The 21,018-nt window shown below is 67.7% G+C and carries 21 protein-coding genes; 11 read left to right on the top strand and 10 right to left on the bottom strand.

The window, feature by feature from the left end:
• Window positions 1-91: 91 nt before the first annotated feature.
• The 6 genes from ACNI3K_RS08995 (at window position 92) to ptsP (ending at window position 7,817) form a co-directional block, all read left to right on the top strand.
• On the top strand, window positions 92-1,618 hold the full coding sequence (locus ACNI3K_RS08995; protein WP_419391542.1) for a histidine kinase N-terminal 7TM domain-containing diguanylate cyclase: 1,527 nt from the start codon (window positions 92-94) through the stop codon (window positions 1,616-1,618).
• Window positions 1,619-2,024: 406 nt separating this feature from the next.
• Window positions 2,025-2,786, top strand: a complete 762-nt coding sequence (locus ACNI3K_RS08990) for a DeoR/GlpR family DNA-binding transcription regulator (protein ID WP_419391541.1) — start codon at window positions 2,025-2,027, stop codon at window positions 2,784-2,786.
• Entirely contained in the window at window positions 2,783-3,730 is a 948-nt protein-coding gene (pfkB, locus tag ACNI3K_RS08985; protein ID WP_419391540.1) for a 1-phosphofructokinase, read from the top strand. Before ACNI3K_RS08990 ends, pfkB begins: the two co-directional genes overlap by 4 nt.
• A gap of 17 nt (window positions 3,731-3,747) precedes the next feature.
• Window positions 3,748-5,823 carry a PTS fructose transporter subunit IIABC gene (locus ACNI3K_RS08980; RefSeq protein WP_419391539.1) on the top strand — a complete coding sequence of 692 codons (2,076 nt, stop codon included), beginning with the start codon at window positions 3,748-3,750 and terminating at the stop codon, window positions 5,821-5,823.
• A gap of 28 nt (window positions 5,824-5,851) precedes the next feature.
• Entirely contained in the window at window positions 5,852-6,121 is a 270-nt protein-coding gene (locus ACNI3K_RS08975) for an HPr family phosphocarrier protein (protein ID WP_419391538.1), read from the top strand.
• 13 nt (window positions 6,122-6,134) lie between these two features.
• Window positions 6,135-7,817 (top strand): phosphoenolpyruvate--protein phosphotransferase, encoded by a 1,683-nt coding sequence (gene ptsP, locus ACNI3K_RS08970; protein WP_419391537.1) that lies wholly within the window; start codon window positions 6,135-6,137, stop codon window positions 7,815-7,817.
• 215 nt (window positions 7,818-8,032) lie between these two features.
• Here the strand turns inward: ptsP and ACNI3K_RS08965 are convergent, their stop codons facing one another.
• The 8 genes from ACNI3K_RS08965 to ACNI3K_RS08930 all read right to left on the bottom strand — a co-directional run bounded on the left by ACNI3K_RS08965 (window position 8,033) and on the right by ACNI3K_RS08930 (window position 14,475).
• The gene (locus tag ACNI3K_RS08965; protein ID WP_419391536.1) at window positions 8,033-8,794 is read right to left on the bottom strand and encodes a DeoR/GlpR family DNA-binding transcription regulator; all 762 of its coding nucleotides are present in this window, start codon (window positions 8,792-8,794) and stop codon (window positions 8,033-8,035) included.
• 43 nt (window positions 8,795-8,837) lie between these two features.
• The gene (locus ACNI3K_RS08960) at window positions 8,838-9,878 is read right to left on the bottom strand and encodes a zinc-dependent dehydrogenase (protein WP_419391535.1); all 1,041 of its coding nucleotides are present in this window, start codon (window positions 9,876-9,878) and stop codon (window positions 8,838-8,840) included.
• A complete protein-coding gene (locus tag ACNI3K_RS08955; RefSeq protein ID WP_419391534.1) occupies window positions 9,875-10,333 on the bottom strand; it encodes a PTS mannitol transporter subunit IIA in 459 nt (152 codons plus the stop codon). Before ACNI3K_RS08955 ends, ACNI3K_RS08960 begins: the two co-directional genes overlap by 4 nt.
• Window positions 10,323-10,631: a PTS lactose transporter subunit IIB gene (locus ACNI3K_RS08950; protein WP_419391533.1), complete on the bottom strand. Its 309-nt coding sequence runs from the start codon at window positions 10,629-10,631 to the stop codon at window positions 10,323-10,325. Before ACNI3K_RS08950 ends, ACNI3K_RS08955 begins: the two co-directional genes overlap by 11 nt.
• A 36-nt stretch (window positions 10,632-10,667) precedes the next feature.
• Window positions 10,668-11,876, bottom strand: a complete 1,209-nt coding sequence (locus ACNI3K_RS08945) for a PTS transporter subunit EIIC (protein ID WP_419391532.1) — start codon at window positions 11,874-11,876, stop codon at window positions 10,668-10,670.
• Window positions 11,877-12,048: 172 nt separating this feature from the next.
• On the bottom strand, window positions 12,049-12,588 hold the full coding sequence (locus tag ACNI3K_RS08940) for an SRPBCC domain-containing protein (RefSeq protein ID WP_419391531.1): 540 nt from the start codon (window positions 12,586-12,588) through the stop codon (window positions 12,049-12,051).
• 37 nt (window positions 12,589-12,625) lie between these two features.
• Window positions 12,626-13,324: an SOS response-associated peptidase gene (locus tag ACNI3K_RS08935; protein ID WP_419391530.1), complete on the bottom strand. Its 699-nt coding sequence runs from the start codon at window positions 13,322-13,324 to the stop codon at window positions 12,626-12,628.
• A gap of 188 nt (window positions 13,325-13,512) precedes the next feature.
• Window positions 13,513-14,475, bottom strand: a complete 963-nt coding sequence (locus tag ACNI3K_RS08930; RefSeq protein WP_419391529.1) for a sodium-dependent bicarbonate transport family permease — start codon at window positions 14,473-14,475, stop codon at window positions 13,513-13,515.
• Between the two features lie 105 nt (window positions 14,476-14,580).
• On the opposite strand from ACNI3K_RS08930, the gene ACNI3K_RS08925 reads away from it, so the two are divergent.
• Window positions 14,581-14,859, top strand: coding sequence for a helix-turn-helix transcriptional regulator (locus tag ACNI3K_RS08925; protein ID WP_419391528.1), 279 nt, complete (start codon window positions 14,581-14,583; stop codon window positions 14,857-14,859).
• A gap of 44 nt (window positions 14,860-14,903) precedes the next feature.
• Here ACNI3K_RS08925 and ACNI3K_RS08920 read toward each other — a convergent pair whose 3' ends face one another.
• A complete protein-coding gene (locus ACNI3K_RS08920) occupies window positions 14,904-15,449 on the bottom strand; it encodes a hypothetical protein (protein WP_419391527.1) in 546 nt (181 codons plus the stop codon).
• 240 nt (window positions 15,450-15,689) lie between these two features.
• Here ACNI3K_RS08920 and ACNI3K_RS08915 point away from each other — a divergent pair, with 240 nt between their 5' ends.
• From ACNI3K_RS08915 to ACNI3K_RS08900, 4 genes are all read left to right on the top strand, one after another.
• Window positions 15,690-15,887: a hypothetical protein gene (locus ACNI3K_RS08915; protein WP_419391526.1), complete on the top strand. Its 198-nt coding sequence runs from the start codon at window positions 15,690-15,692 to the stop codon at window positions 15,885-15,887.
• Window positions 15,888-15,950: 63 nt separating this feature from the next.
• Window positions 15,951-17,180: a TadA family conjugal transfer-associated ATPase gene (locus tag ACNI3K_RS08910; RefSeq protein WP_419391525.1), complete on the top strand. Its 1,230-nt coding sequence runs from the start codon at window positions 15,951-15,953 to the stop codon at window positions 17,178-17,180.
• A gap of 1 nt (window position 17,181) precedes the next feature.
• Entirely contained in the window at window positions 17,182-18,042 is an 861-nt protein-coding gene (locus tag ACNI3K_RS08905; protein ID WP_419391524.1) for a type II secretion system F family protein, read from the top strand.
• The gene (locus tag ACNI3K_RS08900) at window positions 18,039-18,941 is read left to right on the top strand and encodes a type II secretion system F family protein (RefSeq protein WP_419391523.1); all 903 of its coding nucleotides are present in this window, start codon (window positions 18,039-18,041) and stop codon (window positions 18,939-18,941) included. Before ACNI3K_RS08905 ends, ACNI3K_RS08900 begins: the two co-directional genes overlap by 4 nt.
• A gap of 561 nt (window positions 18,942-19,502) precedes the next feature.
• On the opposite strand, the gene ACNI3K_RS08895 is transcribed toward ACNI3K_RS08900, so the two are convergent.
• Window positions 19,503-20,825: an ApeA N-terminal domain 1-containing protein gene (locus ACNI3K_RS08895; RefSeq protein ID WP_419391522.1), complete on the bottom strand. Its 1,323-nt coding sequence runs from the start codon at window positions 20,823-20,825 to the stop codon at window positions 19,503-19,505.
• Window positions 20,826-21,018: the final 193 nt, after the last annotated feature.

The raw sequence follows: 21,018 nt of genomic DNA, 5'->3' as shown, positions 1-21,018 counted from the left end.
GCGCCGAGACGACGGGCCTACAGGCCGCGCAGTCTGTCTCGATAGGGTGAGAGCGCCAGGGAACGGGCCCAGCGACCCACAGGAGGCGCGCGTGATCCACGTGATGACTGCGGCGTCCTTGATCGGTGCCGTTCTCGCGGTGCTTCTCGGTTCCTACCAGTGGCGCCGACGCGGGGAGAACGAGCTTTCTGGACCCTTGGCGCTGGCAATGTTCTCCGGTGCGTGGTGGGCGATCATGCAGGCAGTGGTCGTATGGGGCCATTGGGAGCCCGCGCGCGTCGGAGCCGCCTACGCGATCCTGCCGGGAGTGGCGGTGCTGGTGGGCTGCACCGTTGTCTACGTCCTCGTGCTGACCGGGCGGCAGCGACGCGTGACGCGCCGACTGATGATCGTGCTCGGCATCCACCCTGCGGTGATGGTGCTCGCGATCACCGCAGACCCGTGGCTGCACCTCGTGTATCCCACAGTCGGCCTGGACGCGGGTGGCCGCTTCGCCTTCGAGTTCGGGCCGATCTTCTGGCTCCACTCCGCCTACTCATATGGCCTGCTGCTCATGTCAGCCCTGCTCTTGACGCTTTCCCTGCGCCCGGCGGTTCGCGGCCACCGCGCGGTCCTGGCGATCGCCCTCGTCGCCCTTCTCCTTCCGCTTCTCGGCAATACGGTGCTGCTGCTCGCGTCGGGTAGGGGCCAACTGGACCTCGGTCCACTGCTGTTCTTGATCACGGCCGGCCTGTGGTCTTGGGTGGCGCGCTACCGCGCACGGCTCGACGTCGTGCCCGTCTCGACCAGGGATGTGCTGGCGGCGCTCAGCGACGGGGTGGTCGTGGTGGACGCGACTGGCGTCATCATCGACGCCAACCCGCGGGGTCATGAGCTGCTGGCACGGCTGCGGGCAAAGGGAGCAGAACCGCGTACCGCACTCGGACGGTCGTGGGAGGAGGTGGTGGACGATCGTTACCTCCGACTGCTCGCGGGCGTCGACCAGCGGTTGCTGGTGCTCGACGACAGCACCGTGCTCGACGTCCGCCTCGAGCGGATGCACTCTTCCGAAGGGCGCTCGCGTGGTGCCGTCGTCGTGGCGCGGGATGTCACCGAGCTCGAGCGGCTCCGGGAGGAGCTCGCAGAGCTCGCGGTCCGCGACACTCTCACCGGCTTGTTCAACCGTCGCCACTTGGGGCCGTCGCTCGAGGCGGCCGTAGCCGCCGCAGAGGCCACGGGTTCGCCCCTCAGCGTCGTGATGCTCGATGTTGATCGCTTCAAGAAGGTGAACGACGCTCACGGACACGCGGTGGGGGACTCGGTACTTGAGCAGGTCGCGCGGCTCCTGGCCGCTGGGGTGAGGGACGAGGACGTGGTCGCACGGTCGGGAGGCGAGGAGTTCGTCCTGGTGTTGCCCGGCGCGACCGAGGAGCAAGCAGTCGCCCGCGCCGAGGCACTGCGTGCACGCTGCAGCGCTCACCGATTCGAGACGACTGCGGGGCCTCTGCATGTCACGGTGAGCCTTGGGGTGGCGGAGCATCGGCAGGGCATCACCGCCGACGATCTCCTCATCCGGGCAGACCGGTCGCTGTACGGGGCCAAGGCCGCTGGCCGTGATCGCGTGCGCGTCGCCGTGTGACGGTACGTAGGCGCCGCTCGGGTCCGGACGACGGCTCCTCGCGTTCCTCCACCAGTTCGCGTTCGGGGGGTCTCGCAGAGCGCTTGCGCCCATCACCGAGTGCGCGATGAGCAAGCCGTCGGGCTCACGTCAATGTGACGGCACAGACAGTCGTGTGTCAGCGCCGTCGTTTGCCCGTCGTCTCCTCGTCTTAGCAGCACAGAGGTCACTCAGCGTCGACATCCGGGCACAGCGGATTCCTGGCTCTCCTCCACTGACGGACGCGCGACATCGAGGAGCCGATGTGGTCCATCCCATACTCAAAACCACACAATCGGGCGCCCGTTACGCTTGACTGACACCCGTGTAGGTGGTTTTATGTGGGAAGAGGCCCGATGAGGCGCCAAGATCAGCGACAGGGGATCCGATGTATGCGGCGGAGCGACAGCAACGCATCCTGAAACAGGCACGTGCCGCGGGCCGTGTCGATGTGGCCGCCCTCGCGCTTGACCTCGGTGTCGCGAGCGAGACGGTGCGTCGCGACCTGACCACTCTCGAACAGCATGGTTCGCTGCGCCGGGTGCACGGCGGCGCCATCCCCGTCGAGCGCCTCGAGATAGAGCCCACTCTCGCGACGCGCTCCGGTCGCCTCGCGGACGTCAAGCGCCGCATCGCCTCCCACGTGCTCGACCACATTCCCGCTGGCGCCACCGTGGTCCTCGACTCCGGCTCCTCCTCGCTCGCGATCGTCGATCTGCTCCCGCGTGACCGGGAGCTCATCGTCATCACGAACTCCGTCGCGGCCGCGAACGTGCTGAGCTCCCGCTCGGGCGTTTCCTTGTATCTCATCGGCGGCCGGGTCCGGGGCGTGACCGGCGCTGCGGTCGGCGAATGGGCCACCGAAGTCCTGCGAGGTGTGGTGGCCGACGTCGCCATCATCGGCACCAACGGCATGTCGGTCCGCCGCGGCCTCACGACGCCCGATCAGGCAGAGGCTCAGGTCAAGCGCGCGATGATCGACTCGGCTCGTCGCGTCGTGCTCGCGGCCGATTCGAGCAAGGCCGGCGACGACCATCTCCATCGGTTCGCCGACCTGTCCGAGATCGACGTGATCGTCACGGACACTGGGCTGCCCGACGATGTCACCGACGAGATGCGAGCAGCCGGCCCTCAGGTGGTCAGGTCATGATCGTCACGCTGACGCCCAATCCCTCGATCGATCGTGCGGTGATGATCGATGCACTGCACCCCGGCGAGGTGCACCGCGCAACCGCGAACCGCATCGACCCGGGCGGCAAGGGTGTCAATGTCTCGCGCGCCCTCGTGGCCCAGGGCGCAGAAACCACGGCGGTCCTGCCGATTGGCGGACCCGAGGGGCACCTCCTTGAGGAACTTCTCGACACCGAAGGCGTACCGCGCCGTAGCGTCCCGGTGTCTGGGGCGGTCCGCATGAACATCAGCATCCTCGAACCTGACGGCACCACGACCAAGCTCAACGAGCCCGGCCCCGCGCTTGACGAGACCGAGGTTGCGACTCTGCTCGACCACACCCTGGATCTCGCGGTCGACGCCGACTGGATCGTCGGTTGCGGCAGCCTGCCGCCTGGCGTGCCCGCTGACTTCTACGCGCAACTGGTCCTGGCGGCACGCGAGCGGAACGTGCGGGTGGCGATCGACTCGTCGGGACCATCGATGTCGGCCGCGATGGCGGCGCGGCCCCACCTCATCAAGCCCAACAACGACGAGCTCGCGGAGCTCGTAGGCGCGGAGCTCGCGACTCTCAAGGACGTGCGCGACGCCGCACTGACCCTCGTCGACGGCGGCATCGACATCGTGGCCGTCAGTCTCGGCCAGGACGGCGCTCTGCTCGTCACGCGTGAGGACACCGTTCACGCGCATGCGCACAGCGTGACACCGCTCTCGACCGTGGGCGCGGGTGACTGCATGCTCGCGGGCCTGCTGCACTCGCTCACCACAGGAATGCCGGCATCGGCCGCACTCGCCGTCGCCGTCCGCTGGGGAACAGCCGCCGTCGCGCTTGCGGGCAGTGGCGTCCCCAGTCCAGAGGATCTGCGGGCGGTCGACGTCGCAGTCGACGCCTCGCCCTCGCTCACCTACCGCCTGGGTCAATGACCCGAAAGGATGCACCCATGCCCCTCATCAATGAGACCCAGGTCGTACTCGACCTGACCGGCGTAGATCGGCACGAAGCGACGCGTGTCCTCGCCGAACGACTCGTCGCCTCCGGGCGCTGCACCGACCTCGAGGCATTTCTTGCCGATGTCCGTACCCGAGAAGAGACCATGGCCACGGGACTTCCCGGCGGCATTGGCATTCCTCACGCCCGTAGTGCGGCGATCACCGAGCCCTCGCTCGTGTTCGGTCGCGTGTCGGACGGCATCGACTGGGGGGCCAAGGACGGCCCCGCCACGTTGGTCTTCCTGATCGCCGCACCCGAAGCTGGTGGCGACGCGCACATGCAGATGCTCCCCAAGCTTGCCCGCGCGCTCATGAAGTCGGAGTTCAAGGAGGCGCTCGCCGCCGCCACGACGGAGGCTGAGGTGGTCCAGCTCGTCAACGACGAGGTGGCGCTCGACCCAGCCCTCGCCGAAGAGCCTCCGGCAAGCCCGGCGTCCGCCGAACCTGCGAAGCCTGCGGAGGCCGCGCCCGCATCGGCCGAGAAGAAGCCCCTGTCGATCGTCGCCGTCACGTCGTGCCCGACGGGAATTGCCCACACCTACATGGCGGCGGAAGCACTGGAGCGCGCGGCGAAGGATGCCGGGCACACGATCTCCGTCGAGACACAAGGCTCGGCGGGCTCGGACCCTCTCGACCCCGAACTCATCGCCAACGCAGATGCGGTGATCTTCGCTCACGACCTCGAGGTGAAGGACAAAGGCCGCTTCGCGGGCAAGCCGACAGTCGACGTCGGCGTGAAGAAGGGAATCTCCGGCGCGCCGACTCTCGTCGCCCGCGCGGCCGCGATGGCCGACCAGTGGGAGAAGGACCCGTCGCTCGCGGCGCAGGCGGCTGGACCCGTCGTGGCCAGCGGCCTCACGTCGAAGGCCGACAGCGGCATGAGCACGGGTGTCAAGATCCGTCAGTGGCTCATGACCGGCGTCTCCTACATGATCCCGTTCGTCGCTGCTGGCGGCATCATGATCGCACTGTCCTTCATGCTCGCCCAGGTCGCCCTGGGTGAGGAGGGCGCGATCGAGATCGTTCAGTACGGACTGGGCGCCGAGGGCGAGTACGACATCGCCCAGAGCTTCTCGGTCGCGAGCCTCACCTCGTGGGCCGCGCTGCTGTTCGTGATCGGCGGGGCTTCGTTCGGATTCCTGGTCCCGATCCTGTCCGCGTTCATCGCCTTCGCGATCGCCGACCGTCCGGGACTGGTGCCCGGACTCGTGGGCGGCTCGATCGCCGTGACCATGGGCGCCGGATTCCTCGGCGGCATCGCTACCGGCTTCTTGGGCGGGTTCCTCGCCAAGTGGGTGTCGAGCTGGAAGGTGCACAAGGGGGTGCGCGGGGTGATGCCCGTGGTGGTCATCCCGCTCATCTCGACCCTCATCACCGCTGGCCTCTTCATCACGCTGCTGGGCCGCCCGATCGCAGCACTGAGTGAGTCGCTGAGCGACGCGCTCGGCGCGATGGGCGGCACCAGTGCCGTCATCCTGGGCGCGATCCTCGGAGCGATGATGGGCTTCGATCTCGGCGGACCGGTCAACAAGGTGGCGTACACGTTCGCGACCACAGGTCTGGCCGCCGCAGGTGCGGTCGCGGATGCTCCCGAACTCAAGATCATGGCCGCCGTGATGGCGGCAGGCATGGTCGCCCCGCTTGCGATGGCACTGGCCACCACACTTCGCCCACGGCTCTTCTCCGAGCCCGAGCGCGAGAACGGCAAGGCCGCGTGGCTGCTCGGCGCATCGTTCATCTCCGAAGGCGCCATCCCGTTCGCGGCCTCCGACCCGGTCCGCGTGATCGCGTCCTCCGTGGTCGGCTCGTCCATCACCGGTGGCCTCGCGATGCTGTTCGGCACCACGCTTCGCGCACCGCACGGCGGGATCTGGGTGCTGCCGCTCATCGGCAACTTCCTGCTCTTCCTCGTCGCGCTCGCCGCGGGCGTGCTCGTCACCACGGCGATCGTGCTCGCGCTCAAGTCCCGCGACCGCAAGGGCGTTCACGACCCGCTGACCACCGAGGCCGCTCCCGCGGCCGCCTGATTCCTCCCGTCAACAAAGGAGCAAGAACATGTCTGAAAGAACCGTCACCATCGCCTCGTCCGTCGGACTTCACGCGCGTCCCGCCGCGCTGTTCGTCGAGCAGGCGAGCGCCACGGGCCTCGACGTCGAAATTGCGCGGCCGGGCGACGAGCCCGTGGACGCCACCAGCATCCTCGGCGTCATGGCCCTCGGCGCCAAGCACGGCGAAGAGGTGGTGCTGTCTGCCGAAGGAGACGGGGCAGATGAGGCCCTCGACTCCCTCGTCGCACTGCTGTCGCGCGACCTCGACGCGGAGTAGGGGGGCGCCGATCATGGTCGCTCCGGAGAGCCGCCACGGCATTGGGGTCAGTCCGGGCACGGCCGCCGGACCGGTGGTGCAGGTGGCACCGCCGGTCCCCCCGCCCGTGGGCGAGCCAGCTCCTGCCGACGCCGACGCTGCGGTCGCTGCTATCCGCGCGGCCCTCGAGTCAGTCGCGGTCTCATTGGAGGAGCGGGCGACCGGTGCCGACGAGCATGCCCAGCAGATCCTGAAGGCCACTGCCCTGATTGCGCGTGACAAGGGGCTGATGAAGGCAGCGACGAAGGAGGTCGGTGCCGGAACCGGGCCCGCCAACGCGATCGCGAAGGCCGTCGAGTCTTATGCCGTGCAGTTCGAGCAACTCGGCGGCTACTTCGCCGAGCGGGTCACCGACCTGCGTGACGTCGGTGCTCGTGCCATCGCGGCCGTTCTCGGTGCGCCTGCACCCGGCGTACCGTCCTTCACCGTGCCCAGTGTGATCGTGGCTCAGGACCTGGCGCCGGCGGACACCGCCGTGCTGGACCGCGCGCTCGTGGTGGGCATCATCACGGAGGGCGGCGGCCGCACCAGCCACACCGCGATCCTCGCGGCGCAGATGGGCATTCCCGCGGCGGTGCAGGTGCCGCGCGCCACCGACATTCCCACCGGAACCGTCGTCGCTCTGGACGGGGACTCCGGTGCCGTCACCATCGAGCCGGGTCAAGTCTTCCTCGACGAGCAGGCGCGCAAGCGCGAGCTGCGGATCGATGCGTTCAGCCGCGCGACGGGTCCGGGAGCGACTCGTGATGGCCATCCGGTGGCGTTGCTCGCGAACATCGGCGGTGTCGACGACGCCGAGCGCGCGGGCGGACTCGACCTCGAGGGCGTGGGCCTGTTCCGCACCGAGTTCGTCTTCCTCTCCGCCGAGACCGCTCCGACGGTCGAGGAGCAGACGGAGATCTACCGCCAGGTCTTCGCTCCCTTTGAGGGCCGGCGCGTGGTCGTCCGCACGCTCGACGCGGGCGCCGACAAGCCGCTCGCGTTCGCCGACCTGGGTGAAGAGGAGAACCCGGCGCTCGGCCGCCGGGGCCTGCGCATGTCCGCGGAGCGTCCCGATCTGCTGGACGCTCAGATCGAGGCGCTAGCCATCGCCGCGCGTGAGACCACCGCAGACGTTCGCGTGATGGCACCGATGGTCGCGACGGCGGAGGAGGCGGCATGGTTCGCCCGCCGTGTACACGAGAACGGTCTCCCCAAGGCAGGGGTGATGATCGAGGTCCCAGCGGCCGCGATGCGCGCCGAGCATGTGCTGGGCGAGGTGGAGTTCGGCAGCCTCGGCACCAACGACCTGGCGCAGTACACCATGGCTGCCGACCGGATGCAGGGCGAGCTCGCTGACCTTCTGGATCCGTGGCAGCCGGCCGTCCTCGACATGATCGCCGTCGCCGCCGAAGGTGCTCAGCGCGCGGGCCGGCCGCTCGGCGTGTGCGGAGAGTCAGCGGGGGAGCCGTTGCTGGCCCTGGTGCTGGTCGGGCTGGGCATCACCAGCCTGTCGATGGCACCGAGCAAGGTGCCGGCAGTGCGGGTGGCGCTCAGCATGCACAACCTCGCCGACTGCCAGCGCCTGGCTCACGCCGCCCGGTCGGCGCGCGAGGCGGGCCTCGCGATCGAGGCGGTGCGGGAGGCCGCCAACCAGGAATTCACCCGAATCCTCTAGTGCGGCGCGAACGGACGAGCTCGGCAACGCCTCGGCGGCGCGTGCCCAGCGCGTCGGCTGCGCGACGGCGGCCGATGCGGTCTCGGGCTCAGCGCCGCGGTCCAGCCACGCGGCGGGCGGGCTTTCCTGTCAACCGAGGTGGACAGGAGTGGGGCCGCTGGTGTCCTCGCGTGCACGGCAGCATCACTGCTCGGACCTGGGGCGTGGCGTGACGATCAGGCGCGCGCCACTTCGACTCCCACGTCCTCGAAGTCCTGCACGGTGTCGTCGTCGAGCGAGCCGTCGCTGATGATGAGCGCCAACTGCTCAGTGGGCGCGAACCGGTGCAGGTGCACCTGTCCGGCCTTGGACGCATCGGCCACGCACACGAGGCGTCGCGCGGCGATCGCCATGGCGCGCTTGGCCGCTGCCTCGGCCTGGTCCGGAGTCGTCAGGCCGTGTTCCACCGTGAAGCCGTTGGCGCCCACGAAGGCCACATCGACGGTCACGTCGGTGAGTGCGCGCGTGAGCCATTCGCCCACCGCGGCGCCGGTGCGCCGGCGCACACGGCCGCCGACCATCATCAGCTCCGTGCGCTCGCGGTGCACGAGGTGCGCGGCGACGTCGATGGAGTTGGTGATGACGGTGAGGCGCAGTCCCGGTGGCAGCGCACGCGCAATGGCGAGCGTGGTGGTGCCGGAGTCGAGAAGAACCGAGTCTCCCTCGTGCAGCTCCTCGACCGCCCGCACGGCGATCCGATGCTTGTGCTCCGCGAACTGAGTCTGCCGAGTCTCGAGGCTGGGCTCGAGAGTGAGCCTCTCCACGGGCAGTGCGCCCCCGTGAACGCGCCGCAGCACTCCCAGTCGCTCGAGAGCCGTGAGATCACGGCGCACCGTCTCGACCGTGACTCCGAACTCCTCCGCGAGCAGCCCCACCTCGACGCGCCCCCGTGAACGCGCGGTCGCAAGAATCGACTGCTGGCGTTCCTGGGCGTACATGGCGGGGCTCCTCGCGACGGTTGTCAGGGTAGAGGTCGAGGGGTCACGGCTCGATCGTCACCTTGATGGCCTCGCCCCGCCTGACAATACCGAATGCGTCGAGCACCTCTGCCAACGGCACCCGAGTCGTGATCAGGTCCTTCACGGGCACTTCTCCGGACGCAATGCGCCGCAGCGCCTCCTTGTTGTGATGCGGCGCGGAGCCGTTCGCGCCAAAGATGCGCAGCTGCCGGTAGTGCACCAGGTTGGAGTCGCACGTGATGGTGGGGTTGGTCTTGGGCAACCCGCCGAAGAAGCTGATGCGCCCATTGCGCGCCGCCATCGCGATGGCCTGCTCTTGCGCGACGTTTGCGGCCGTGGCGGTGATGACGCAGTCCGCGCCGCGGCCGTCGGTGAGCTCCTTGACTCGCTCCACCACATCTACGACGGAGCCGTCGATGACCTCCTCGGGATGGACCGCATCGGCCGTCATCTTGAGGCGGTCGGCGTTGACGTCGATGAGGAACACGCGGCCCGCGCCGTTGGCGCGTGCCAGCCGGATGTGCATCGCCCCGATGGGGCCGGCGCCGAACACCACGACGGTGTCGCCCTTCTCGATACCCAGGATGGACTGTGCGTTGATCGCGCACGCGAGCGGCTCGGCGGCCGAAGCCTCGTCGAACCCCACCCCGTCCGGGATCCTGTTCAGGCCGTCGACCTTCATGACCTCGCGGGGCACGATCATGTACTCCGCGAATCCGCCCTCGTATTGATAGCCCATGGAGGTCTGGTTCTGGCAGACCTCCATCCAGCCGCGCGAGCACTCGTAGCAGTCGCCGCACGGCACGGCCGCGATGACCTGCACCCGGTCGCCCTCGGCCCATCCCTCTACACCGGCGCCGAGGCCCACGATCTCACCGGCGATCTCGTGGCCGATGATGCGAGGCGGGGACAGGTTCTGGTGGCCGTTTTGGAAGATCTTGACGTCCGTGCCGCACGTCGAGCAGTTGCGCACGCGGATCTTGACTTCGCCGGGGCCGGGCTCCGGCTCCGGGACGTCCTCGATGCGGACGTCCTCGGGGGCGTGGAAGACCAGGGCTTTCATATGGGTGACTCCTCAGTGGTTCGGGGGGACAGCAGGTCGAGCACGTCGTCAGCGGAGGTGGCGCCGCGGAGCGCCTCCGCCTTCGCGGGGTCCATGAGGACCCGGGCAAGCGAGGACAGGATGTCCACGTGCTCTTCAGTCTTGGACGCGATCGCCACGCACACGGTGACCTCCTGGCCATCCCAGTCGACCCCGTCGGGGAACTGGAGGACGGCGAGGGCCGCTCGCGCGATGTGCTCGCGGGATTCGTTGGTGCCGTGCGGGATCGCGACGCCCTCGCCCACGTAGGTGGACACCGACTTCTCGCGTTCGTGAAGGGCCGCTGCGTAGTGCTCGGTGGCGGCCCCGATCTCGACGAGCACCGCGCCGCACTGGCGCAGCGCGTCCGCCTTGTCCTCGGCCGTGAGGCCAAGGCGGACGGCGCCGGCGTCGAGCAGGGCTCGGTCAGGACTCAAGGGTCTCGCCGTTCTTGATGGCCTGCTCAACCTTGATGAATGCGGGGTCTCCCATGAAGATCGCGAACGGCACCACCACCGCGTTCGGTGCCGTGGACTGCGCACGGGCCGCGAGGCCTTGGTGGCACAGCACGACCTTCGCGTCGCCCGGGATCTCGTTGACGGGAGTGTGGACCACCTCCACGCCGTAAGGCGAGAGCTTGGACCTGAGCGTGCTGGCAACCATCACCGAGCTGCCCATACCCGCATCGCAGGCGATGACGACCTTCTTGACCTCTGAGCCGTTGACCGATGGCATCGGACCTGTCCTTTCGTGGGGTAGATGCGGACGCCGTCAGACGGTCGCGGGTGCGGTGGTGCCGGCGGTCGCATCGGCCGAGGAGTCGCCCTCGGGCGCGTCTTCGCGGCGCGCCTCCCGGCCGAAGCCGAGCAGCATGGAGGCCACGAAGAACGACACGGCGGCCGCCAGGATCACCTGGGCGAACATCACCACGTAGTTGCCGATGCCTGGGGGCGTGAAGGCGATCCACGCGAAGATGGATCCGGGCGAGGGAGGAGCGACGAGTCCGCCACTGAACAGCACGCCGATGAGCACGCCGGTCATGCCGCCGAGGATCGCCGCGGCGATCAGCTTGGGCTTGGCCAGCACGAACGGGAAGTACACCTCGTGGATGCCACCGAAGAAGTGGATGATGCCGGCGCTTGGGGCCGCAGCCTTGAGCATGCGCGGCCCGAACAGCATGAAGGCCACGAGGATGCCGAGGCCGGGGCCGGGGTTGGACTCGATCATGAACAGCAGCGACCGGCCCGTGTCCTCCGCCTGTGCGGTGCCGAGCGGGGTGAACACGCCGTGGTTGATGGCGTTGTTGAGGAACAGGATCTTGGCGGGCTCCACGACCACGGAGGCGAGCGGAAGCAGGCTGTTGTCGACGAGGAAGTCGACACCTTCGCCGGCCCACTCGACGAGGCGGCTGACGATGGGGCCGATGATCATCTTGCCGAGCACGGCCAGCAGACCGCCCAGGATCCCAAGCGAGAAGTTGTCGACGAGCATCTCGAAGCCGGGCTTGATCTTGCCCTGCCAGGTCGCCTCGAGGCGCTTGAGGCACCACGCGGCGAATGGGCCGATGATCATGGCGCCCAGGAACATCGGCACGTCAGAGCCGACGATGACGCCCATGGTGGCGACGGCGCCGATGACGGCGCCGCGGGTCTCGTAGACGAGCTTGCCGCCCATGTACCCAATGAGCAACGGGAGCAGGAACGTGATCATGGGGCCGACGAGCACGGCGATGCCGGCGGTCCACTCCATCACCCCTGCGGGGGCCTGGTCCGAGCCGGCGTTGAACAGTGCGGCGATCTCGTTGACCCAGCCGGCCTCGATGAACAGTGCGGTGATCAGTCCCCACGCGACGAATGCGCCGATGTTGGGCATGATCATGGCCGACATGAAGCGGCCCAGACGTTGCACCTGCGAGCCGATCCCGGCTCCGGTGCGATTCTTGTTCGCTTTGGCCTTCGCCTCGGCGTCGCTGAAGGACATCGGTGTCCCACCCTTCCCTCCCGCTTCTTTGCGGAAGAATCCCAACCCGTGCCCGTTTGGGCCCGTTCCGGTTGAACTAATTCCGCACGCTAGCGCTGAAGGGCGACGCTGTCAACAGATAAACGGATATAACCGGGCAGTTCCGGGGGCGGCAGTGGGCGCGCTCGGGTGATCAGTGCTCCAGGCCATCCTTCGGCGGGCTCGGCTCGACGCCGCCCTCGGGGACCATCGCGGCATAGTGCTCGGACATCGCCGGGTAGTAGTCGTCCCACGCGATGTCATCGGCGCTCTCGCCGCCCAGCACGGCGGACAGCCGGTCAAGGTAGTACTCCCATCCCGGGCCGATGCTCGCGAGATCGTCTCGACCCAGGCGGTGCGCGAACGTGAGCACGGTCCCGTCGAGGTTCGTGCTGATTCCGACCGTGAGGTGCCAGGTGCCCGTGGGGGTGCGGACGTCGACCATCAGCCGATGCGGGGGAGAGCAGCTCCGGACCAGGCACTCCTCGCCTTGCGGCTCGCCAGCCTCGGCGGTCATGTAGAAGATCACGCGGCCCGTGTTCTTGTCCGTCTCCCAGCGGCCGATCCACTTCTCAAGAAGGTCCGACTTGGCAATGTGCGCCCACACTTCCCGGGCGGGCAGGTGGTACAAGCGCTGGAAGACGAGCTCGGGGCCGTGCTCGCCGTCGACTACCGTGCCTGTCGCTTCAACCATGCTCGTGTTTCCTCCGTGGGGATCAGGTTCTCGGTCGCTACTCCACCGGTTCGATGGTGGAGGGGTCGTTGTGGCGAGGGTTGCCGACGGCGCGGTCGACCTCGTACCACGCGAGATTGGGTGCCGGGGCGGCGATGACGTCGAACAGCGTGCCCTGATCGCTGTCGCGGTCGAGCCACGCGTCCACGCCCTCGGGCACCAGCATCACGGGCTGACGGTCGTGGAGGTCGCGCATCTCGTCGCGGGCTGCGGTGGTGACGATGGAGGTCGACACGAGCCACGGGGCGTCGTCCCCCAAGGCCTTGTCCTTCCAGAACTCGTACAGTCCCGCGAAGGCAAGCGGCGCATCGTCCGCCGGGTGGATCCAGTACGGGGTCTTGGTCCCGTCCTCGGTGTGCCACTCGAAGTAGCCGCTCGCGGGCACGATGCAGCGGCGCTTGGCGAACGCGGTGCGGAACGACGGCTTCTCCGCGATCGTCTCGGAGCGTGCGTTGATCATCCGAGCGCCGATGCTCGGATCCTTGGCCCACGACGGCACCAGTCCCCACTTGGCTGCTTCGAGGCGCCGGCCCGAGTCTTCGTCCTCCGCGCGGCCGGGCGCGACAATCGGCACGAGCTGGGTGGGCGCGACGTTCCAACTAGGCGGCAGCAGCCGGGCGTCGTCCGCCACGGTCGCGATCGCGAAGTGGTCGATGAGGTCCTGCTCCGCGAGGAAGTTCGCATACCGGCCGCACATAGAAGCCATTGTGCCTGGGGGGAGCGACGCGCGCCCAGCCGGCCCGCGCATCGGCCGCCGTGTTCCACATAAGCTCCTCATGCCCACCACGGTTCGCCCGGGCGAGAACGCACTCACCGGGCGCATGCGCGAATCGTTCGGAATGGGAATGCGGGAACCGTGTGCCGGGGCTCCGCCATCGCCTCATCTCAGCTGGGGGTGACGTACTGCGCGAACGCGGCGAGTACGGGGATGCCAAGGACGAGGTTGACCGGAAAGGTGATGCCAATGCTTGCGGTGAGCGAGAGGGCCACATTCGCGTCGGGGAGGGCGAGGCGGACGGCGGCGGGTGCCGCGATGTAGGAGGCGCTGGCACAAAGGATGCCGAGGATGGCGGCACCGCCAGCGTCCATTCCGATCAGTACCCCGGTCGTCACGCCCAGGCCGCCAGCGGCGAGGGGAAAGACCGCGGCGAATGCGATGAGACCTGCGCCGCCCTGGCGGATGGTGCTGAGCCGTTGTCCGACCTCCAGGCCAAGGGCGAGGAGGAACAGGACGAGCAGTCCGCGGAATCCGTCCGTGAAGACGGGGGCGACTGGAGCGTACCCGGAGGGTCCAATAATCAGCCCGATGGCCAGGCCGCCCACAAGAAGGAAGACGGACTTGCCCGTGAGGACTTCGTGGAGCGTGGCGCCCCAGCCTGCGGTTCTGGCGAGGTGCCGGCGGGCGAGGAGGATGCCGATGAGGATCCCCGGGATCTCGAGCACAGCGAGCAGGGTCGCGGCGTAGCCGGGAACGGCGATGGCGGCGTTCTCGAGGAAGACGAGGGCGGCGGTGAAGGTGACCAGAGAGGTGGAGCCGTAGTGCGCGGCGATGGAGCCACGGTCCACCGGCCCCAGTCGAGTCACCCATCGGAGCACCCCATAAGCGATGGCCGGGATGATCGCCCCGAGGACGAGCGCTGCCGCGACAGGGCTGATCACCGCGCCCACGTTCTCGCCACTGAGGGCAACGCCGCCTTTGAGCCCGATAGCGAGAAGAAGGTAGATGGACAGCGCCCGCATCATCGCCTCGGGGACCGTCAAGTCTGACCTCATGGCGGCAGCGAGTACGCCGAGTGCAAACGCCAGCACTGGCGGGGATAGCAGATTGATGAGCGCCGCGTCGAACATAACTCTCCCAAGATAGGTGAAGGCCACTTCCTCCGTCGGGAGAATACATGAAATCTGCTTCGCTTATGTGGCTCACCCCACGCGCCATGCTGGGATGATGGACTGATGGCAGAGTGGACGTTCTTGACGCATCACGCGCACGTGCTGTTGGCTGTCGCGGCCGACAACGACGCGACGGTGCGTGACATTGCCGCCCAGGTGGGGATCTCGACCCGGTCCGCGGTGACGATCTTGAACGACCTCGAGGCAGAGGCGTATCTTGATCGGCATCGCCGCGGGCGCCGCAATCACTACGTGGTGCATCCTGAGCGGCCGTTGCGGCACCCGGCGAACGCGTCTCACACTGTGGGCGATCTGATCCGCGCTCTCTCGGACGTTCGCTAGGACCCCGGTTCAGCTCCCGCATACGCGGACCCTCGCGCTTTCGATTAACGGGCAAGATGCCGATGCGAGCGTGAGAGAGCACGCATGCTCAGTACGAGCGCTACGGCAATGAGGAGTGCGCCCCCGAGCCCGCATACGAGAGCGGCGCCGACGGGCGGCGTCAGCAGAGCAATCGGCCACGACTGGATGAGCACCGCCGACGCGACCGCGATGGTCGCCGCCGAAGAAGCGGCAAGTAGGTCTCGACTCGCGAGGGCGAGAGTGAGCGCCCCGACCGCGGTCCACGTGAGTGGAGACACCAACATGCTCCAGATCGGCACAACCGCGACCACGAGGGAGACGACGGCCAGCACTCCGATTGTCCGCACCCAGGGTCCGGTGAAGGCCATCAGCCACCTCGGGGACGTCGCGCGATCGAGGAGCACTGCTGTCAGCACCCAGAGTCCGCCGAACACGACGAACCCAGTCGTGGCGCCGATCCACAGCGAGACATCGCCAGGTGCGCGCGTCAGTGCAAGGCCGGTACCGAGGGCGCCGATCGCTAACGCGACGAGCATCAGCGCGCGTCGGTCTCGCACCTCGGTGGTCACGCGGGAGTCCTATAAGTAGCAGGTGGTGACGGCGCAGGACCTCCCGGTCCGCGCATTGGCCGCCTCAAGTTGTTTACTGGGAAGTGTGAACACGGCACGGACTCGAAAGCGAGTGCTGGTCAGCGCCGGTGCGCTCGTAGTTGCCGTGCTGACGGCAGGCATGTGGTGGGGCGCGTCCGGAGGCAGCGTGCTGCGATGCGAGGTGCCCGAGAGCGATCTGTTCTCCACCCCGGTGTGCCCATGAGGGTCCGTCGCGGAATCATGGCGGGACTCCTCGTCACGGTCATGGCCACGGCCGGCGTGACGGCAACCGCCGTCCCAGAGGCCGGAGGGAGCGCGGCAATCGCGATGATGGTCGGGGGTGTGATCGGTACTGGGGTCGTGTGGGTGGTGCTCAAGCTCCTCCAGCGTGGGGGTCAGGCCTCACGCGAGTCGTAGACCGGCGGTGCGATTTTCACAGGGCCTACCGCACCCGGCCGTTTACCTCTACTCTCAAGGCGCATGAGCAGTGACGCGCTCCAGCAGATTGAAAGCCAGGTGCGAGAACGGATTCGCACCACTGGCCTCGATCCCGTGCGCGAGGCCGCGGCGGTCCGAATCTTGGTCGACGACGCCCTGTCCGCGTGGGAGCACCGGGCGCTCGCCGGCTCGGTGCCCGCGCTTACCGATCCAAGCTCGGCGGCCCGGTCGCTCATGGACAACGTCGCGGGCTTGGGGCCGCTCCAGCGGTACCTCGAGGATCCAGAGGTAGAGGAGATCTGGATCAACTCGCCCTCGCAGGTGTTCGTCGCCCGGGGCGGGGTCTCGGAGTTGACGCCCACGCTGCTCACCGAGAGTCAAGTGCGGGACCTCGTCGAGCGGATGCTCAAGCTGTCTGGCAGGCGCCTGGACTTGAGCTCGCCGTTTGTGGATGCGACGCTTCCCGGAGGCGAACGGCTGCACGTGGTGATCCCGGATGTGACCCGCAAGCACTGGAGCGTCAACATCCGCAAGTTCGTGGTGCGGGCGCGGCACGTGAACGACACGGTGCGGCTGGGAGTACTCACCCAGCAGGCCGCCGACTTCCTCGGGGCCGCTGTCGATGCCGGCCTCAATGTGCTGATCTCGGGTGCCACGCAGGCGGGCAAGACCACGATGCTGGGTGCACTCGCGGGCTCGATCCCGTCGCGGGAACGCGTCATCTCGTGCGAGGAAGTGTTCGAGGTCGCTGTACCCACGCGCGACTGGGTGGCGCTGCAGTGCCGGCAGTCGTCCCTCGAAGGCACCGGTGAGATTCCCTTGCGCCGGCTCGTCAAGGAAGCCCTGCGCATGCGTCCCAGCCGCATCATCGTGGGCGAGGTGCGTGAGGCGGAAGCCCTGGACATGCTGATTGCTCTGAACGCGGGAGTTCCCGGCATGTGCACGGTGCACGCCAACAGCGCTCGCGATGCCATCACCAAGATGTGCACGCTCCCGCTGCTCGCTGGCGACAACGTCTCCGACCGGTTCGTGGTGCCCACCGTCGCGTCGGCGATCGACCTGGTAGTGCACCTGGGAATCGATGCGAACGGTGTCCGGCGCGTGCGCGAGATCGTAGGCGTCTCGGGTCGCGCCGAGGCCGGGGTCGTTGAGCTCTCCACCCTCTTCAGGCAGGGGCGGTCGGGCCTCGAACGTGCCGACGGCTTCCCGCCGCGCGAGGAGCTTTTCGAGCAACGCCGCCACCGGCTCAGCGACTTGCTGCGGGGCTCATGACATGGACGCACTGTGGGGGGTGGTGCTCGGCCTGGGGATGTTCATGGCGTGGTGGTCGTTCTGGCCGATGCCGACACGACGGAGCAACGCGCGCAACGGCTGGGCGGCACGGACTCAGGACAGGCTTGTGCGCGCGGGGGCCGCAGGAGTCACCCCGGCCTCCCTCGTCGGGATCGCCGTCGGGCTGGCCCTCGTGGCGTTCATCGTTGTTGCAGGGATGTCTGAGTCCGCACCTATCGGGGCATGCTTTGCGGTTCTCGCCGGTCGCTTGCCGTTTGCGCTGGTGGCCGCGCGAGCGCGCGCTCGCAGCCAGGCCACGCGCGAACTGTGGCCCGAGGTAGTGGACTCGCTAGCATCGGGAATCCGTGCGGGGCTTGCGCTCCCGGAGGCCGTGGGGCAACTCGGCGAACGCGGACCCGAGCCGCTGCGCGAGCCCTTCGCGTTGTTCGCCGAGGACTATCGCGCCTCGGGCAGGTTCCACGACTGCCTGGACGCTCTCAAGCTGAGGCTGTCCGACCCAGTGGCGGACCGGCTGGTCGAGACCCTGCGCATCACGCGCGACGTCGGGGGCACCGACGTGGGGCGTGTGCTGAGAACTCTCGCCGAGTTCCTGCGCGAGGATGCGCGCACGCGCGGCGAGCTCGAGGCGCGACAGTCGTGGACCGTCAACGCCGCGCGCCTGGCGGTCGCGGCGCCGTGGGCAGTGCTCGCGCTGCTCGCGACCCAGGGCAGCAACGCGGCCGCGTACAACTCCCCGGCAGGTGTCATCGTCCTCGCGTTGGGCGGGGCGAGCACCGTGATCGCCTACCGGCTGATGATGCGGGTGGGGCGCCTGCCCGAAGAGGCGCGGGTGTTGAGATGACATGGCCGGTACTCGTGCTCGGCGTAGCACTCGGGACGGGTGGCGCGCTTGTCCTCGCGTGGGCCGGAGCCCGACGGGCGACGCTCGAGGCGCGCATCGCGCCGTACCTGCGCACCACGCTCGCGGATGATGTTCGGCGTCGCGACCAGACGATCACGCCGGTGCCAGCGGTCGAACGCCTGTTGGCTCCCGTCGTGCGCGACCTTGGCCGCGTGATGAGCCGCTGGGGGGCTCCCTCTGCCGACGTCTCGCGGCGATTGCGGCGCTCGGGATCGACGTTGTCGGTCGAACAGTTCCGCGCGCAGCAGGTGGTCTGGGGTGCGGTGGGACTGGGCGTGGGCGTCGCGGTGGCGCTGATGCTGACGGCCACGCGAGGCGCGCCCGTGCTCGCCACGGCGGTGTTCGCCCTGGTCCTCACCGCAGCAGGGGTGCTCGTACGCGATGCGGCACTGACCCGCTCTGTCACGTTGCGACAGCGACGGCTGGTCACGGAACTGCCCACCATTGCGGAACTGCTGGCGTTGTCGGTCGCCGCAGGGGAGAGCGCGCCGGCGGCGCTTGAGAGGGTGTCGAGGACGACCTCGGGCGACTTGAGCCGGGAGATCGGCCTTGCGCTGGCCGATGCGCGGTCTGGCGAACGGCTGCCCTCGGCTCTCACTCGCATGGCGCGGGACGCGGGGGTGCCGGCGCTGGAGCGGTTCGCCGAGGGCATCGCCACTGCGATCGAGCGCGGCACCCCACTTGCGAATGTGCTCCGTGCCCAGGCACAGGATGCGCGCTCGCACGGTCGCCAGTCACTGGTTGAGGAGGGAGGACGGCGTGAGATCGCGATGATGGTTCCCGTCGTGTTTCTGATCCTCCCCGTCACGGTGGTGTTCACAAAGTTCTTAAGGGGGTAGGTGGTTCTTGTACGCGGGGGGACATCCTTTGAATGTCAGTGCGGTCAGATGGCCATGGCGCTCACTCAATATGGTGCTCATACCGCGTTGCGCTTGATGTGTCGCCAAGCCCGCTCGACGGCCGAGCGAGATATCGGTACGCCAAGACCTCGTCTGAAAGCAGGTACTCGGTAGCGCCGCCGGTGAGGAGTTCAAAGAGCCAAGCGTGGGGATCGCAGTCGCACGTGTTGGTCGTGGGTTCCACATCGTGCCGAGTGTCTGAACCGCGCTGCCCGTCCAGCGCGTATGGGTCGGGCTCGGCCTTTAGCTGACATCAGATCAAACCCAAGCCCAGAGTCGGGTCGACTCCACCTCCCTCGCGCTACGCGGGCCCATTTGACGTTGATCGAGGCGCTTCCAGCCCACCCCGCCGGGTCCCGAGCACGTGTGTTTTACATCGCGAATCCGTTCTAGTGCACACAGATTAGACGCGGCTCGAATCCTTCTCGGCTCGCTTCGAGTCAACAGCGGGAATGGCGAGAATGAAGGCCATCGGCGGTCCTGAGCCGTGACAGTGTGCGGTCAACGACGTAGTGGATCCAGACGACGAGCATGCTCTAGACGTTCAGCGCTACATCCCAGCCGAGTCGCCACCCAGTACCTAACTACCGACAACGAGTCGAGCGCTGATGTCAACACAATCTCAAGGTCAGGCATGTCGTTGTCCGCGTGCTTGACCGCGCGGTACGCGTCGCTTGATGCCTGTACCCACTCGTCGGCGTCGGGTACGGGCTGCGAGGTGCACTCTCCGACCAAGTGACGTGCAGCTTCGGCATACGGCATCTGGTCCCACCTATTGAGATGAGCACCCTCGTGCTCATGCCGGCAAATAAGGTATCCAAGCGCCTCGATTGCGACACCCGCCTGCATCACAACGGTCTGGAGATCTTGTTCTGGCCGTTGAGCAAGAGCAATTACGGGATCCAGTCCTCTCGCAAAGAAACGGCGCATGCCGAGCCAACGCCGCAAGCCCGCCACACCGATGTCTTCGAAGCCAAAGAGAAAATGTTGCCGCTCCTCGACATATGGCTGCCGCGGAAGGCGATGTGTCGCCACCTCCCGCCAAGGAGCACCCCGCCCCGCCCCAGTCATCGTTCGTTGCGGATCGCGATCGATCACCGCGGACATCCGATGGTGCCCGGCTGGCTTCCAAGCGGCTAGCGCAAGCAGATCGGCGATAGCTCGGTGTACTGCAAGATGCTCGTCCCAGGCCCGCGGCCGAGAAACTCGTGTCTCGACCTCGACGATGTCCTCGAACAGGGTGCGCCCCGGCACCGGCGACACCTTCGCACGATACCCGCGCCGAAGTGCGAGATTGAGGTTGCGCGCGACACGGATTAGCTCGGGCGGCTCGACATTTACTTCGAGCGATCCCGCTCGGTTCGTTACTTGCTGCGTCCATTCTGCATGTACGTTGCGTCTCCCCATCCATTGCGGAAGGAAGGGAAGTTCGGTACGCATGCCGTTCACCTGCGCGTAGGCGAGTGACCCAACGCCGAATATTGCGTAGTCGGCCCGGATGACGCCATGCCCGCCATGCGTACCTGAGCTTCCAGACCGAGCTTGACAGCCTGCTAGCGCGACCGCGCCGTCACCGTCTTCGAAGGCGAGCACACTGGGCATCTCGAGCCTCGGCGGGGGAGCGGGGATTCTCGTAATGAAAGAGTCCGCCGCAAACCAATCACCATGCCCGCCGTCCGGCTCCTGGTATCCCCTCGTGGGTACTGTTAGCTCGATCGCGGTGCCGGTATCCCGCAGCATCACCGCGCGGTCTTCGGTATCAAGGCCATCGACTAGCCATCCAAGGCGCGGCTGGGCGACCTCGAGTTTGTTACCGGATGCCATTTCGCCCTAACCCATACCGGTCATGAACTAGGCCTGCAGCGCATCGGGGCGAGACTACGCTCGAAGCACTTAGGCGCACCCCAATACATGGCTTAGAAGTGCCTACCGGCGCGCTCGCCACACGGCCATCATGTGTATCGCTTGGAAACGCCGCAGTCTCGGCGCGCGGCAAGCGGCGGTCAGTTTCGGCTGC

This window comes from Demequina ureilytica (assembly GCF_048553575.1).
GTDB lineage: Bacteria > Actinomycetota > Actinomycetes > Actinomycetales > Demequinaceae > Demequina.
The sequence above is the reverse complement of the archived record's forward strand: the minus strand, read 5'-3'. Positions and strand labels throughout refer to the sequence as shown.